This window comes from Streptomyces sp. SDT5-1 (assembly GCF_052245995.1).
GTDB lineage: Bacteria > Actinomycetota > Actinomycetes > Streptomycetales > Streptomycetaceae > Streptomyces.
This window is the reverse complement of sequence record NZ_CM125963.1, coordinates 1984635-1999159: the sequence shown is the minus strand read 5'-3', so window position 1 is coordinate 1999159 and position 14525 is coordinate 1984635. Positions and strand designations below refer to the sequence as shown.

General features: G+C 70.8%; 13 protein-coding genes and 1 tRNA gene. 10 read left to right on the top strand and 4 right to left on the bottom strand.

Translation table 11 applies throughout. The features are described 5' to 3' along the window. Positions 1-28 precede the first annotated feature (28 nt). The 6 genes from ACTWJ8_RS09310 (at position 29) to ACTWJ8_RS09285 (ending at position 5884) form a co-directional block, all read left to right on the top strand. On the top strand, positions 29-985 hold the full coding sequence (locus tag ACTWJ8_RS09310; protein WP_356385829.1) for a carbohydrate ABC transporter permease: 957 nt from the start codon (positions 29-31) through the stop codon (positions 983-985). Beyond that, the gene (locus ACTWJ8_RS09305; RefSeq protein WP_443263556.1) at positions 982-1854 is read left to right on the top strand and encodes a carbohydrate ABC transporter permease; all 873 of its coding nucleotides are present in this window, start codon (positions 982-984) and stop codon (positions 1852-1854) included. The genes ACTWJ8_RS09310 and ACTWJ8_RS09305 overlap by 4 nt, the downstream gene beginning before the upstream one ends. 17 nt (positions 1855-1871) lie before the next feature. Further along, entirely contained in the window at positions 1872-2438 is a 567-nt protein-coding gene (locus ACTWJ8_RS09300; RefSeq protein WP_443263555.1) for a hypothetical protein, read from the top strand. Positions 2439-2510: 72 nt separating this feature from the next. Continuing rightward, a complete protein-coding gene (locus ACTWJ8_RS09295) occupies positions 2511-5255 on the top strand; it encodes an exo-rhamnogalacturonan lyase family protein (RefSeq protein WP_443263554.1) in 2745 nt (914 codons plus the stop codon). 18 nt (positions 5256-5273) lie between these two features. Then, positions 5274-5759, top strand: coding sequence for an SRPBCC family protein (locus ACTWJ8_RS09290; RefSeq protein ID WP_443263553.1), 486 nt, complete (start codon positions 5274-5276; stop codon positions 5757-5759). Between the two features lie 53 nt (positions 5760-5812). Next, a tRNA-Val gene (locus ACTWJ8_RS09285) sits at positions 5813-5884 on the top strand. Between the two features lie 77 nt (positions 5885-5961). Here ACTWJ8_RS09285 and ACTWJ8_RS09280 read toward each other — a convergent pair. After that, a complete protein-coding gene (locus ACTWJ8_RS09280) occupies positions 5962-6687 on the bottom strand; it encodes a 3'-5' exonuclease (RefSeq protein ID WP_443263552.1) in 726 nt (241 codons plus the stop codon). 184 nt (positions 6688-6871) lie between these two features. Between ACTWJ8_RS09280 and ACTWJ8_RS09275 the strand changes: the two genes are divergently transcribed. Together ACTWJ8_RS09275 and ACTWJ8_RS09270 are read left to right on the top strand one after the other, a co-directional pair. Continuing rightward, positions 6872-7438: a DUF4365 domain-containing protein gene (locus ACTWJ8_RS09275; RefSeq protein WP_356385811.1), complete on the top strand. Its 567-nt coding sequence runs from the start codon at positions 6872-6874 to the stop codon at positions 7436-7438. A gap of 37 nt (positions 7439-7475) precedes the next feature. Beyond that, positions 7476-8693, top strand: coding sequence for a hypothetical protein (locus tag ACTWJ8_RS09270; RefSeq protein ID WP_443263551.1), 1218 nt, complete (start codon positions 7476-7478; stop codon positions 8691-8693). On the opposite strand, the gene ACTWJ8_RS09265 is transcribed toward ACTWJ8_RS09270, so the two are convergent. Next, positions 8690-9256 carry a DinB family protein gene (locus ACTWJ8_RS09265; RefSeq protein WP_443263550.1) on the bottom strand — a complete coding sequence of 189 codons (567 nt, stop codon included), beginning with the start codon at positions 9254-9256 and terminating at the stop codon, positions 8690-8692. The two genes, ACTWJ8_RS09270 and ACTWJ8_RS09265, sit on opposite strands and share 4 nt — an antisense overlap. Before the next feature lie 156 nt (positions 9257-9412). On the opposite strand from ACTWJ8_RS09265, the gene thrS reads away from it, so the two are divergent. Beyond that, a complete protein-coding gene (gene thrS / locus ACTWJ8_RS09260) occupies positions 9413-11392 on the top strand; it encodes a threonine--tRNA ligase (RefSeq protein WP_356385803.1) in 1980 nt (659 codons plus the stop codon). A gap of 5 nt (positions 11393-11397) precedes the next feature. On the opposite strand, the gene ACTWJ8_RS09255 is transcribed toward thrS, so the two are convergent. Further along, positions 11398-12090, bottom strand: a complete 693-nt coding sequence (locus tag ACTWJ8_RS09255) for a potassium channel family protein (RefSeq protein ID WP_356385800.1) — start codon at positions 12088-12090, stop codon at positions 11398-11400. A 67-nt stretch (positions 12091-12157) separates the two neighbouring features. Here ACTWJ8_RS09255 and ACTWJ8_RS09250 point away from each other — a divergent pair, with 67 nt between their 5' ends. Continuing rightward, positions 12158-12721: an HIT family protein gene (locus tag ACTWJ8_RS09250; protein WP_443263549.1), complete on the top strand. Its 564-nt coding sequence runs from the start codon at positions 12158-12160 to the stop codon at positions 12719-12721. Positions 12722-12748: 27 nt separating this feature from the next. Here ACTWJ8_RS09250 and ACTWJ8_RS09245 read toward each other — a convergent pair whose 3' ends face one another. After that, entirely contained in the window at positions 12749-14497 is a 1749-nt protein-coding gene (locus tag ACTWJ8_RS09245) for a hypothetical protein (RefSeq protein ID WP_356386076.1), read from the bottom strand. Positions 14498-14525: the final 28 nt, after the last annotated feature.

Below are 14525 nucleotides of genomic sequence, written 5' to 3'. Positions count from 1 at the left end.
CCCTACGTTTCCGAGGGGAAACAGCACCATGTCGCTCGTCAAGGACGCCACAGTCCTGGCCGACGAGAGGAACATCGTCCGACCCGTCGCACATAAGCGACGGGGGCGGCGCGACACCCTCGCCGGCTATCTCTTCATGTCGCCGTGGCTCGCGGGATTCCTGCTGCTCACGGCGGGCCCGATGATCGCCTCGCTCTACTACGCGTTCACGGACTACAACCTGTTCGCGGCGCCGAAGTGGGTCGGCCTCGACAACTTCACGGCCATGTTCGACGACCCGCGCTGGCAGAAGTCCGTGCAGGTCACCCTCAAGTACGTGGTCATCGGCACCCCGCTGAAGCTGCTGCTCGCCCTCGGCGTCGCCCTGCTGCTCAACCAGAGCCGCCGCGGCCAGGGCCTGTACCGGGCCGCCTTCTACGCGCCGTCCCTGATCGGCGCCAGCGTCTCGGTCGGCTTCGTGTGGCGGGCGATCTTCTCCGACAACGCCGTCGTCGACAAGGGACTCGGCTCCCTCGGCCTCGACCTCGGCGGCTGGATCGGCGACCCCGACCTCATCCTCTACTCCCTGGTCGCGCTCACCGTCTGGCAGTTCGGCGCGCCCATGGTCATCTTCCTGGCCGGACTCAAGCAGGTCCCGAAGGAGCTGTACGAGGCGGCCGCCGTGGACGGGGCGGGACCGCTGCGCCGATTCTGGAACATCACCCTGCCGATGATCTCCCCGGTGCTCTTCTTCAACGTCCTGCTGGAGTCGATCCACTCGTTCCAGATCTTCGGCTCCGCGTACGTCGTCTCCAACACGTTCTGCGGACCGGCCGACGCCACCCTCGTCTACACCTGCTACCTCTACCAAAAGGGCTTCCAGCAGTCCCAGATGGGCTTCGCCTCCGCGATGGCCTGGATGCTGCTGCTCGCCGTCGCCCTCGTCACCGCCGTCCTGTTCTGGTCCCAGAAGAAGTGGGTGCACTACGAGGAGGACGTCAAGTGACCACCGTCGCACCAGAGCTGCCGCGCGGGACCAGCCCGCGCAAGCGCACCGGATCGATCGTCTGGCACGTCTTCGCGCTCGCCGTCCTCTGCGTCGTCCTCTACCCCGTCGTCTGGGTGATCGGCGCCGCCTTCAAGCCCGGCAAGCAGATCATCGGCTCCCTCGACCTGTTCCCCGCGGACCCGATCCTCGACAACGTCAAGGGTCTCGCCGACGGTATCGCCGGCGTCTCCATCGGCACGTTCTTCACCAACTCGCTGCTCTACGCGGGCCTGGCCGTCGTCGGCGTCGTCATCTCCAGCTCGCTCACCGCGTACGCCTTCGCGAAGATCCCCTTCCGGGGCCGCAACCTGCTCTTCACGATGATGATCGGCACCCTGCTGCTGCCGTACCACGTACTGCTCATCCCGCAGTACGTGATGTTCCAGAAGCTGGAGCTCATCAACACGTACGTGCCGCTGCTCGCCGGGAAGTTCCTCGCCACCGAGGCCTTCTTCGTCTTCCTCATGGTGCAGTTCATGCGCGGACTGCCCCGCGAACTGGACGAGGCCGCCCGCCTCGACGGCTGCGGCCACCTGCGGATCTACTGGTCGATCGTGCTGCCACTGTGCAGGCCCGCCCTCATCACCAGCGCGATCTTCACCTTCATCAACGCCTGGAACGACTTCATGGGCCCGCTGATCTACCTCAACGAGCCCTCCAAGTACACCGTCTCGCTCGGCCTGATGATGTTCCGCGACCAGCAGGGCATCTCCGACTACGGCGGTCAGATCGCCATGGCGATGATGGCGCTCATCCCGGTCATCGCCTTCTTCATGGCCTTCCAGCGCTACCTCATCGACGGCATGGCCACATCGGGGCTCAAGTGAGGCGCGCGGCGGCACCCGTGGCGGAGTCGCGGCGCCGCGTCGGGTTCGCCGTCTTCGCCGAGTGCCTGCTCACCGGCGTGTGGATCGCCCTCGCCTCCGTCCCGCTGGTCACCGCGCCCGCCGCCTTCGCCGCCGGGGCCCGGCACCTGCGCCGCCGCGTCGGCGAACAGGCGGGCGGGTGGCGGGAGTTCGCCGCCGACGTCCGCGCGGCCGCCCGCCGCGGCTGGCTCGTCGGACTCGCCGGGATCGGCGCCCTGCTCGCCGTCTGGATCGACCTGCGCGTGGCGCGGGCCGGGCTCCCCGGCGGCCGGCTCGCCGCCGCCGTCGGCATCTTCGCGCTCATCGCCGGCGCCGTGACCGTCCTGCGGGCCGCCGCCCGCTGGGAACCGGGCCGCACCTGGCGGTCGCTGCTCGCCGACGCCGCCCGCCGCTCCGTCCGGGACCCCGGCGGCTCGCTGCTCCTGGTGTGCGGCATCGCGCTCGTGATCCTCGGCGCCGAATTCCTCACGCCGCTCGCCGTCCCGGTGCTCGGCATCCTCGCCGCGGCGGCCGTCGCCGTGGAGGAGCGCGCCCGCAACCGCTGACGCCGCCGCCCCACCCCTTCTCGTACAGCACGTCTCGTACCCCACGTTTGGCATGCACGGAAAGGAACGACGATGTCCCCCATTCCCCGCAGGTCCCTCCTCAAGGCCGCCGCGGTCGCCGGCGCCGCCGCCCAGTTCAGCTGGGCGCTCGGCCGAAAGGAGGCCGAGGCCGCACCGGCCGCCGCCCCCGCCGACGCCGAACCGGTCACCCTCGGCTGGCTGGAGGACGGCGGGCTCGGCGCCGCCCCCGGCTCCACCGTCGGCGTGCCCTGGCCCAAGGGCGCGTACGAGAAGGGACAGGAGTTCGCGCTCACCACCGAGGACGGCAAGCAGGTCCCCGTCCAGACCTGGCCGCTCGCCCAGTGGCCCGACGGCTCCCTGAAGTGGACCGCGCACGCCGTCGGTCCCGGCGCCGGGGCGGGAAAGCTGAAGCTCGCCGCCGGAACCGCCGCCGCGCCCGACAAGAAGGTGACCGTCTCGACCAGCGGGGGAGTCGTCACCGTCGACACCGGCGTCGTCGTCGCCAAGCTCGGCAAGAGCGGATCGAGCCTGGTCAAGACCGTCACCCGCGGCTCCACCGAGATCGCCAAGGACGGCCGACTCGTCCTCCTGCGGCAGGGCGAGATCGAGGACGGCGACCAGGGCACCCAGAAGTACGAGCGCTTCGAGTCCGTCATCGAGGAGACCAAGGTCGAACAGGACGGGCCCGTCCGCGCCGTCGTCCGCATCGACGGCAAGCACCGCAAGGGCACCCGCAGCTGGCTGCCCTTCTCCATCCGCTGCTACTTCTACGCGGGCGCCGAATCGTTCCGCATGGTGCACACCATCACGTACGACGGCACCCAGGAACCCGGCAAGGCCTCCGGCGACTTCATCCGCGGGCTCGGCGTCCGCTTCACCGTGCCGATGCGCGACAAGGCGTACGACCGGCACATCCGCATCGGCGGCGAGGGCACCGGCATGCTCCGGGAGGCCGTCCAGGGCATCACCGGGCTGCGCCGCGACCCGGGCGCCGCCGTGCAGGCCGCACAGTTCGCCGGCGAGAAGCTGCCCGACCCCTCGACCTGGGACCAGCGCGTCACGACCCGCCTCCAGTACATCCCGGAGTGGGGCGACTACAGCCTCTCCCAGCTGTCGGCGGACGGCTTCACGCTCAAGAAGCGCACCAAGAAGGGGCACGGCTGGATCGGCGCGGGCGGCGGCCGCCGGGCCAGCGGATTCGGCTACGTCGGCGGCCCCAGCGGCGGACTCTCCTTCGGCCTGCGCGACTTCTGGGAGAAGCACCCCGCGGGCCTCGACATCCGCGGCGCCCAGACCGACGAGGCCGAGGTCACCCTCTGGCTCTGGTCACCCGAGGCCCAGCCCATGGACCTGCGCTTCTACCACGACGGCATGGGCCAGGACACGTACGCAGAACAGCTCGAGGGCCTCAACATCACGTACGAGGACTACGAACCCGAGTTCGGCACCCCGTACGGCATCGCCCGCACCAGCGAGCTGATGTTCTGGGCGAACGACGCGACGCCCAAGCCGGAGACGTTCGCCCGGCAGGTCGAGGCCGTCCGCGTCCTCCCGCAGCTCGCCGCTCCGCCCGAGCAGCTCATCAAGGCCAGGGTCTTCGGCCCCGGCCTCTACTCCGAGCCCGACCGCTCCACCCCCGCCAAGGCGAAGATCGAGGACCACCTCGACTTCCTCTTCACCTACTACAAGGACCAGGTGGAGATGCGCCGTTGGTACGGCTTCTGGGACTACGGCGACGTGATGCACTCCTACGACCCGGCCCGCCACCAGTGGCGCTACGACGTCGGCGGCTACGCCTGGGACAACTCGGAGCTGTCGCCCGACATCTGGCTCTGGATGGCCTACCTGCGCTCGGGCCGCGCCGACATCTTCCGCTTCGCCGAGGCCATGACCCGGCACACCGGCGAGGTCGACGTCTACCACCTCGGCAAATGGGCGGGCCTCGGCACCCGGCACGGCGTCCAGCACTACGCCGACTCCGCCAAGCAGCAGCGCATCGCCAACACCACGTACCGCCGCTACTACTACTTCCTCACCGGCGACGAACGCGTCGGCGACCTCATGCACGCCAACGTCGACTCCGACGAGACGTTCCTCGTCCTCGACCCGCAGCGCAAGGTCCGCCCCGACCCCGACTACAAGCCCGACCCGCACGCCCTCTCCATCGGCTTCGGCACCGACTGGAGCGGCCTCGTCTCCGCCTGGCTCACCGAGTGGGAGCGGCGCGGGCCCAAGTGGGAGAAGGCGAAGGCCCGCGTCCTGTCGACCATGGAGACCATCGCCGCGCAGCCCAACGGCTTCGTGCAGGGCAGCGGGCTCTACGACCTCGACACCGGAAAGTTCGCCATCGCCGACAAGCCCGCCGTGAGCGTCTCCCACCTCTCCGCGGTCTTCGGCCTCAACGAACTGTGCGCCGAACTCATCGACCAGGTCGACATGCCGAAGTTCGAGGAGGCGTACTACGACTACTGCCGCTACTTCAACGCGACGAAGGCCGAGCAGAAGGCGCGCTACGGATCCGACTTCGGCTCCCTCATCCTCTTCCAGGGCCACTCGCGCCTCGACGCCTACGCCGCCGTGCGCACCGGCGACGACAAGCTGGCCAAGCGGGCCTGGGAGAAGTTCTTCAAGAGCGACGGCTACACCGAGTCCTCGCCCTGGAAGACCGAGAAGGTCGACGGTCCTGTGACGCTCGTCGCCGGCACCGAGGCGAACTGGGTCTACACGAACGACACGGCCCTGTACGGCCTCGCCGCCATCGAGAACCTGGCGTTGGTCGGGGACAAGATGCCCTGACCCCGGCAGACTCGGCCCATGGACTGGAAGGCCAGGGACTGGAAGGCCAGGGACTGGAACCACTACCGCTTCCGCAGCGTGTGGGAACTCCCGGCGCCGCCGGGCGCCGTGTACGCGGTGCTCGAGCGGGCCGAGGAGTACCCGCGGTGGTGGCCCCAGGTGCGCTCGGTGACGCCGCTGGACGGAAGCGAGACCAGCGGCGCCGCCGTCTTCCGGTCCTTCCTCCCGTACGAGCTGCACGTCACGGCGTGCGAGAAGCGGCGCGACCCGGCCGCCGGGGTCCTGGAGGTCGCGATGACCGGAGACCTGGAGGGATGGGCGCGCTGGACGCTGACGCTGCTGCCGGGCGGCGGCACCCGAGCCGTCTACGACCAGGAGGTCGAGGTGAGCAAGCCGCTGATGCGCCGCTTCGCGGTGGCGGGGCGGCCGGTGTTCCTCGCCAATCACGCGTGGATGATGCGCGGCGGCCGGCGCGGGCTCACCGCGTATCTGCGGCCGGCGTGACCGGACCGGTTTGAACAGAGGGCGCCGCGACCTGTATTGTTCAACGCGTTCCCGGGCGATTAGCTCAGTGGGAGAGCGCTTCGTTCACACCGAAGAGGTCACTGGTTCGAACCCAGTATCGCCCACCCGGAGAATGACCGGTCCGCCAGATGTGGCGGGCCGGTTTTTCGTTTCTGCCTCCGGGGCCCCAACGGGGGAACGCTCAGGCCGCCGCCGGAAGTTCCGGACGCAGCGGCCACGCCGGGTCCACGATCTCCGGACTGCCGCTGCGGGCGAACCAGGCCTGCAGGCCACGGGCCTGCGCCGCGTGCCACACCGCCTGGAGCGTGTGCAGCTCGGCGGGCGAGAGCCGGTCCAGGCGCGCCGCGAACCTGCGGCCCACCGCCCGCACCACGTCGAGCGCCGCCTGCGCGTCCGCCGCCGCGTCGTGCGCGCCCGCGAGCTCCACCTCGTAGTGCTCACAGAGGTCCGTCAGCGTGCGGCGGCCCTTGCGGTACCGGTCCAGGTGCTTGTCCAGGACCCGCGGGTCGACCACGCACAGGGACGCCGTGGCCAGATAGCGGGACAGCGACGACGCCCGGTGCCGCCGCAACTCCCGGTCGAGCAGCGTCAGATCGAACGGGGCGTTCATCACGACCAGCGGACGCCCCGCCGCGGCCTGCTCGGCGAGCGCCCTGCCGACCTCCTCCATCACCGGCGCGGGCCACCGCCCGTTGCGCTGGAGGTGCTCGTCCGTCAGACCGTGCACCTCCGTCGCCCCCGGCGGCACCGGCACCCCGGGGTTCACCAACCAGCGCGACACCCGAGGACGGGTGCCCGCGGCGTCCTGCACCACCACGGCGGCGGAGACGATGCGATCGTTCTCCACGTCCACGCCGGTGGTCTCCGTGTCGAAAGCGGCCAGGGGGCCTTCGTACCAGCACGTCATGATGACTCAACTCCTGGATCCCGCGCGGCAGATGACGTCCCGTCGACCGATGTCCCTGCCCCAAGCGGTGATACCCGCGCTGTTTGCGTCGTACGCCGAGCGGTGACAACACAGGTACGAGTCATGGCAGTTCAGCGGGGTGCCGATCAGCGCGAACCCGCTTTCCCGGAAGGCCAGTTGCACCATGGCGCTCGCGCGGCCCGAACGAGGCGGGCTGCTGCCCGAGCGGATCGCACCGCCGCGCGGCACTCTCGCCACCACCGCCTGCATGGAGACCCTTCAGGTGGGCTATCTGCACGCCGTGACCGCCGCAGCGGGCTGCTCGCTCTCCCAGCCGTTCCCCGACAACGGCATCGACTGGCACGTCAGCCACAGCTCGCCGGGACACGCCATCGACGACGAGGTCACCATCAAGGTGCAGCTCAAGGCGACGTACCAGGTGGCGCCCGATCCGCCGGGCCCGACCTTCGCGTTCACCCTCGACAACGCGCACCTGGAGAAGCTGGCCCGCACCCCCGTCTCGGTGCACAAGATCCTCGTCGTGATGATCGTGCCGCGCTCCCAGGACGACTGGCTGCGGGCCGGCCACGACCGGCTCGACCTGCGGCACTGCTGCTACTGGATCAACCTCGCCGGACACCCCGTCACGGGCCGGCGCAGGACCACCGTGCGGGTCCCGACGGCACGGATCTTCGACGACCGCGCGCTCTGCGACATCATGACCAGGGTGGGCGCGGGAGGCCGGCCCTGACGGGTGCGACCCGGAGCGGGCCGAAGGGAGTTGTGTGATGCAGCATCGCCCCATCGACGAGCCCCTGCGCCCGCTCGGCGCGGGCCGCGGCCACCCCGTCGACCTCGCGGGACCCGAACCGGGGCAGGTCGACCCCGCGGTGCTCAGCGCCCTGCTCGACCGGCACGGCTGGCGGCGGCGCGGCGGGGCCGCCGGGCGGTACGCGCGCTGGACGCTGCCCGGGGCGGGGGAGCGGACCAGCCTGCTCGTGCCGGAGAGCCGGGCCTTCCCGGACAGCGAGGAACTCCTCGGCGAGGCGCTCGTCGCGCTGGAGCGCAGCGGCACGCCGTCCGCGCGCGAGGTCCTGGTCTCGCTCGCCGTGCCCAGCGACGAGATCCGCTGGACGCGCGACGTTCCGGCAGGGCCCGCGGGCGCCTCGTCGTGGACGGCGGAGGAGCAACTGCGGGGCGCGGCGCGGCAGATGCTGCTCGCCGGGGCCCTCGCCGCGCGCGGCCGGGCAGGGTACTACGGGGCCCGGCACCGGCGGCCCGCCGCCGCGGCCCTGGAGAACGTGCTGGTGCAGACGTCGTCCGGAGGCCGCCGCCTCACCGCGTTCGTGCCCGTCGCCACCGGCCGCTCGCTCGCCGTCCGGCTCCACCAGGCGCTGTACGCGGCGCGGGAGGCCATCGACTACCGGCGGGCCACCGGCGGCATGGACGCCTTCGACGGCGCGATCGAGGCGGGCGTCAGCCACGAGCTGACCGAGGCGCTGGTCGCGCTGGTGCGGGGCACCGAGGGCGCCCGCGTCGGCGTGGCGTGGGCGCCGGCGGCCGGGGTGCCGGGGGAGTGCACGGACGGCGACGCGCCCGTGGAGTTCTCACCGGGCGACCTCGACGTGCTGCGGGAGGCCGGGGCCCGCTACCGGTACGCGGAGCCCGCCGTCTCCGTCCGGGTCACCGGCACCGTCGTGCGGATGCGCAGGGCGGGGCCGCGCGGCGCGGGCACGGTGCGGCTGCGGGTGCTCGCGGGCGCCGACGTGCCGCACGTACGGATGACGCTGGACGAGGAGGCGTACCGGATCGCGGGGCACGCGCACCTGGTGGGCCTGCCGATCCGGGTGCACGGCCACCTGGAGAGCCGGGGCGGCTTCCGCCGCCTCACCGACGCGGCCGGTGTCGTACCGGTGCAGGTGGAGGAGGCCGAGCGGGACCGCCTGATGAAGTCGCTCCAGGAGAACCTGGACTTCTTCGAGGAGGCGTGCGCGGGCGACGACTAGCCGGTCGGGGGCCGGTGCGCGTACAGGTCTCTGAGCAGCGCGATCTCCGCCGTGTGGTGCAGCATCTCGCGGTTGATGTGCAGCACGAGCGTCGCCATCGGCTCCTTCTCGTACGGGCCCTCGGCGGGGCCGCACGGCCGGGCCAGGCCCGCCTCGTCGAGGCCGCGGACGCCCGCGATCCACTGCCCGTACGCCGCGTCGAGCCGGTCCAGGGCCTCGGCGGCCGTGCCGGGATAGTCGTACGACATGTAGTCCACGGGCTCCGCCCCGAAGTGCGACGCGTTCCGCATGCCGAGGACGCCCACCAGGATGTGGCCGAGGCGCCACGCGATCGTCGTCACGGGAGCGGGGACCGGCTCAGGGAACTGGAAGTCGATCGTGAGATCCCCCGAGCCGCCCTGGATCGCGGCGGTCCCGGTGCCGCGCGGGTGCAGGGTCCAGCAGCCCGCCACCGGCTCCCAGAAGTACTCGTCGTCGGTCAGCCCGGCCAGCCGGTCGCGGAGCTGGTGGCGCCAGTGCCAGTCGAGCTGGTCGGCGAGGAGCGTGTTCCAGTCGAGTGTCATACGTCTCACGCTAGGGGGCGGCACTGACAGTCGCCCGGCGTGCGCACCCTGGCCCCGGTCAACCGTTTCGCGAGCGGTCCCGGTGACTCGGTACGATCGTTGCTGCACGCGTCACAGGTAATGGCGCGGCGTTCCATCTTCAGGTAGGAGAACCCGGTGTCTGACGTCCGTGTGACCATCCAACGCGATTCCGAGCGGGAAGAGCGCGTGGTGACGACGGGCACTACGGCCGCCGAGCTCTTCCCCGGCGAGCGCACCGTCGTCGCCGCCCGCGTGGCCGGCGAGCTGAAGGACCTCGCGTACGAGGTCGCCGACGGCGAGACCGTCGAGCCCGTCGAGATCTCCTCCGAGGACGGTCTCAACATCCTGCGGCACTCGACCGCGCACGTCATGGCGCAGGCCGTGCAGGAGCTGTTCCCGGAGGCCAAGCTCGGCATCGGCCCGCCCATCAAGGACGGCTTCTACTACGACTTCGACGTCAAGGAGCCCTTCACCCCCGAGGACCTCAAGCGCATCGAGAAGAAGATGCAGGAGATCCAGAAGCGGGGCCAGAAGTTCTCCCGTCGCGTCACCACCGACGAGGACGCTGCGGTCGAGCTCGCCGACGAGCCGTACAAGCTGGAGCTCATCGGCCTCAAGGGCAACGCGGCGCAGGCCGCCGACGGCGCCGACGCGGAGGTCGGCTCCGGCGAGCTGACCATCTACGACAACCTCGACGCGAAGACCGGCGAGCTGTGCTGGAAGGACCTCTGCCGGGGCCCGCACCTGCCGACCACCCGTGTCATCCCCGCGTTCAAGCTGATGCGCTCCGCCGCCGCGTACTGGCGGGGCAGCGAGAAGAACCCGCAGCTCCAGCGCATCTACGGCACCGCGTGGCCGTCGAAGGACGAGCTCAAGGGCTACCTGGAGTTCCTCGCCGAGGCCGAGAAGCGCGACCACCGCAAGCTGGGCGCCGAGCTCGACCTGTTCTCCTTCCCGGACGAGCTGGGCCCGGGCCTCGCGGTCTTCCACCCCAAGGGCGGCGTGATCCGCAAGGTCATGGAGGACTACTCGCGGCGCCGCCACGAGGCCTCCGGCTACGAGTTCGTGAACACCCCGCACATCTCGAAGGAAGCGCTCTTCGAGACCTCGGGCCACCTGCCGCACTACGCGGAGGGCATGTTCCCGCCCATCCAGTTCGACGAGCAGAACTACCGCCTCAAGGCGATGAACTGCCCGATGCACAACCTGATCTTCAAGTCCCGCGGCCGTTCCTACCGTGAACTCCCGCTGCGGCTCTTCGAGTTCGGCACCGTGTACCGCTACGAGAAGTCGGGCGTCGTGCACGGCCTGACCCGCTCGCGCGGCTTCACCCAGGACGACTCGCACATCTACTGCACCAAGGAGCAGATGGCGGAGGAGCTCGACAAGCTCCTCACCTTCGTCCTCGACCTGCTGCGCGACTACGGCCTGACCGAGTTCGAGCTGGAGCTGTCCACCCGCGACGACTCCGACAAGTTCATCGGCACAGACGAGGACTGGGCCGAGGCCACCGAGGCGCTGCGCTCCGCCGCCGAGAAGCAGGGCCTGCCCCTCGTGCCCGACCCGGGCGGCGCCGCGTACTACGGCCCGAAGATCTCCGTGCAGGCCAAGGACGCCATCGGCCGCTCCTGGCAGATGTCGACCCTCCAGGTCGACTTCAACCAGCCCAAGCGGTTCGGTCTCGAGTACACGGCGGCGGACGGCTCGCGCCAGCAGCCCGTCATGCTGCACCGCGCCCTGTTCGGCTCCATCGAGCGGTTCTTCGGCGTGCTCCTGGAGCACTACGCGGGCGCCTTCCCGGCGTGGCTCGCCCCGGTGCAGGCCGTCGGCATCCCGATCGGCGACGGCCACGTCGCGTACCTGGAGGAGTTCGCCGAGAAGGCGCGCGCCCAGGGGCTGCGCGTCGAGGTCGACAAGTCCTCGGACCGCATGCAGAAGAAGATCCGCAACCAGCAGAAGGCCAAGGTGCCCTTCATGGTCATCGCGGGCGACGAGGACATGAACGCCGGTTCGGTGTCCTTCCGCTACCGCGACGGCTCGCAGGAGAACGGCATTCCGGTCGACGAGGCCATCGCGAAGATCGTGAAGGTCGTCGAGGAGCGCGCGCAGGTCTGACCAGGTCAGTCCGTACGGTGTGAGGCCCCCGGGGAGTCCCCCGGGGGCCTTTCCGTCCCCTGCTCGTCCTCCCGCGCGAACACCTGCAGCAGCCACGACGAGAACGAGCCGGTGACCGCGCCGAGCAGCGCCAGGCCGCAGGCCATCACGCCCACCGCCACGAGCCGCCCGAGCGGGGTCACCGGAGCGAGATCGCCGTAGCCCACCGTCGACAGCGTCGTGCACGTGAACCACACCGCGTCGCCGTACGTACGGATGTTCGCGCCCGGCGCCGTGTGCTCCTGCTGGTACAGGGCGAGCGAGCCCGCGAAACCGAGCAGCGTCACCGACAGGCCCGCGTACGCGATCACGCGCGCGTGCAGCGAGAGCCGCGGCTCGTTCCGCCGGCGCTGCACCGTCTCGTAGGCCTGCACGATCCGGACGGGACGCAGCAGCGGAAGCAGCAGGACCAGCGTGTCCAGCCAGTGCGTGCGGACGAAGCGCGGCCAGCGCTGTCCGCTCAGCCGCCGGCGCACCACGTAGTCCACGAGGAACACCGCCCACGCGGCGAGCGTGAGGGCGAGGCACAGGTCCCGCAGGGCGCCGGGCAGGGCCTGGCCGAGGACCCGGACCGCGTACCCGGCGAGGTAGACGAGCGAGGCCACCGCGAGGGCGACGCCGTTGTGCCGCTCCCAGCGGGCGAGTGGGGTGTCGGTCATGCCGACAGCATCACCCGGGCCGGCCGGGGGCGGCACCCGGCGACACGCCTCCGGAAGGCGACGCCATATGCTGCATTGCATGACGAGTGAGCCGGAGCAGCAGGTCGGTCCAGTGGGTGAGCCGGACGGGTTCGGGCGGCTGTGGACCCCGCACCGCATCGCCTACATCCAGGGCGAGGGCAAACCGACGGGCCCCGGAGCCGACGACGGCTGTCCCTTCTGCGCCGCTCCCGGCAAGTCCGACGACGACGCGCTGATCGTGGCGCGCGGCGAGCACGTCTTCGCGATCCTCAACCTGTACCCGTACAACGGCGGGCACATGATGGTGCTGCCCTACCGGCACGTCGCCGACTACACGGACCTCGACCAGGACGAGACCGTCGAGCTCGCCGACTTCACCAAGCGGGCCATGACCGCACTGCGGGCCGCCTCGGGCGCGCACGGCTTCAACATCGGCATGAACCAGGGCGCCGTCGCGGGCGCCGGCATCGCCGCCCATCTGCACCAGCACATCGTGCCGCGCTGGGGAGGCGACACGAACTTCATGCCGGTCGTCGGCCACACCAAGGTGCTGCCGCAGATGCTCGCCGACACCCGCACGGCCCTCGCGAAGGCCTGGCCCACCGACTGAGCCGGGGCCCGCGCCGCGCGCGGCCCCTCACGCGTTGTACGTGTCCGCCTTCCCCGGCGTCGGGTCCTGGACCTGGCCGCTGAGGAAGCCGGAGCGGGTGCCGAACTTCTCGGTGTCCACGCCGTGCTCGTCCAGCACCCGGATGGCCGCCGCGTGCACCACGCGCAGCACCGGTGTGGCCGTGCGCAGCGCGTCGTCCGCCATGAAGCGGTGCCGCCACGGCTGGTCCGCCCAGGCGTGCCGCAGGCCGAACGGCTCGGGCAGCACCAGCTTGCCGCCGAGGTGGTCCAGGAGCGGCGGGTACCAGGTGAACGGGGCGCGGACCGCGATCCGGACCGCCTCGTCCGAGGTGATCAGCGGCAGCGTCTTCTCCGTGGTCTCCCAGAACCGTATGGGCTTGGAGATCACCTTCGTCCGCGGCTCCGGCTTCGACGTGAACAGCGAGTGCACCGGGCCCAGCGCGTGCCCCGTCACCTCGATGCGCAGCGTCTGGTGCAGCACCGTCACCGTGATCAGCATCGTGATCACCAACTGGCCGTCCCAGAGGGTGAACTGGACGCCCAGATAGTGGCGGCTGCCGCCGCCGAACTGCTGCTCGTTGCAGATCCGCTCTATCTCGTGCTGCTTCGTCTCGAACGCCTCGACGTTCACGCCCGAGGGGCGGCTCACCGCCTTCGCGTTCTCCCCGATCGGCGACACGATCCAGTGCTTCACCGACGGCGTGGGGAAGCCGCCCGTGTGGATGGGCTTGCGCTCCAGGAGACGCAGCTGATCGTGGATCGCGCGTATGACGTCCCAGCTGCGGAACGGGTGGATGTCCTTGCCCGGCTCCTTCGACACCAGGTCCTCGGCCAGCTGCCAGCCGCCCCAGCGCGTGCCCATGCCGAGGATGCCCTTGGGCCCCGCGTAGAACACCGAGTTCGACTGCTGCTCGGCGGACAACTTCGCGAGGTTCTGCCGCAGTTGCTCCGCGGCGGTCTCGCCCGGGCTGCCGGGGACGGCCTCCGGGATCTTCGCGCCGATGCCGCCGCCCGACAGCAGCCCGCCCCAGCGGTCCCGCAAATCCCGCGCCGTGCGCTCGCAGATCCGCCGCGCCCAGAAACCGCCGATCACCGGCGCCACGAACGAGGCGCGCAGATACCAGGTCCAGCCGCTGGTGGAGGGGAGTCTGATGAGGACGATCACGACGGCGACGAACACGACGGCCATCACCGACATGGTGAGGGCCGCCCGGCCGCGCGCCGCGCGCTCGCGCTTCTTCGCCTCGCGCTTCTCCTTGGCGCCCTTGCCCTCGGCCTCCTTGACCTCCTTCTCCGCCTGGGTCACCCGGATGGTGTCCCTGCGGCGGATCTCGAAGGCGGTCACCCAGAGCAGGAAACCGGGCAGGAAGAGGAAGCCGAACACGACCGTGACCAGCGTGAGCAGGCTGTCGCGCTGGCGCCTGATCCGGTTCGCCGCGAGGCAGTGCTCCACGACGACCTGCGGCTCCGTGCCGAACGACTGGATGAGGGGCTTGCGGGCACCGCCCAGCATGCGCACCTGCACGGCGCGCGCGAACGCCTCGCCCAGATTCGGCGCGAACAGCGACCAGATGCCCTTCTTGACCTCGGACTTGTGCCACTCGTTGTTCGTGTCCTCGATCTTCGAGGCCGGGTCGTCCCGGTACGCGGCCGAGGCGATGGCGAACGTCGCGGCGGTCTGGCCCGCCGACCCCTGGAGCGGGATCTGCGCGCCCGGCCGGAAGTCGAATACGCCGTCGGCCGAAGCCGGCTTCATCGTGTCCGCCACTGCCACTGCCACCCCC

What these genes read in the sequence shown, in the direction of transcription:
- ACTWJ8_RS09310 (WP_356385829.1), top strand. Translation starts at nt 29, where the DNA reads ATGTCGCTCGTCAAGGACGCCACAGTCCTGGCCGACGAGAGGAACATC.
- ACTWJ8_RS09295 (WP_443263554.1), top strand. Translation starts at nt 2,511, where the DNA reads ATGTCCCCCATTCCCCGCAGGTCCCTCCTCAAGGCCGCCGCGGTCGCC.
- ACTWJ8_RS09290 (WP_443263553.1), top strand. Translation starts at nt 5,274, where the DNA reads ATGGACTGGAAGGCCAGGGACTGGAAGGCCAGGGACTGGAACCACTAC.
- ACTWJ8_RS09280 (WP_443263552.1), bottom strand. Translation starts at nt 6,687, where the DNA reads ATGACGTGCTGGTACGAAGGCCCCCTGGCCGCTTTCGACACGGAGACC.
- ACTWJ8_RS09275 (WP_356385811.1), top strand. Translation starts at nt 6,872, where the DNA reads ATGGCGCTCGCGCGGCCCGAACGAGGCGGGCTGCTGCCCGAGCGGATC.
- ACTWJ8_RS09270 (WP_443263551.1), top strand. Translation starts at nt 7,476, where the DNA reads ATGCAGCATCGCCCCATCGACGAGCCCCTGCGCCCGCTCGGCGCGGGC.
- ACTWJ8_RS09265 (WP_443263550.1), bottom strand. Translation starts at nt 9,256, where the DNA reads ATGACACTCGACTGGAACACGCTCCTCGCCGACCAGCTCGACTGGCAC.
- ACTWJ8_RS09255 (WP_356385800.1), bottom strand. Translation starts at nt 12,090, where the DNA reads ATGACCGACACCCCACTCGCCCGCTGGGAGCGGCACAACGGCGTCGCC.
- ACTWJ8_RS09250 (WP_443263549.1), top strand. Translation starts at nt 12,158, where the DNA reads ATGCTGCATTGCATGACGAGTGAGCCGGAGCAGCAGGTCGGTCCAGTG.
- ACTWJ8_RS09245 (WP_356386076.1), bottom strand. Translation starts at nt 14,497, where the DNA reads ATGAAGCCGGCTTCGGCCGACGGCGTATTCGACTTCCGGCCGGGCGCG.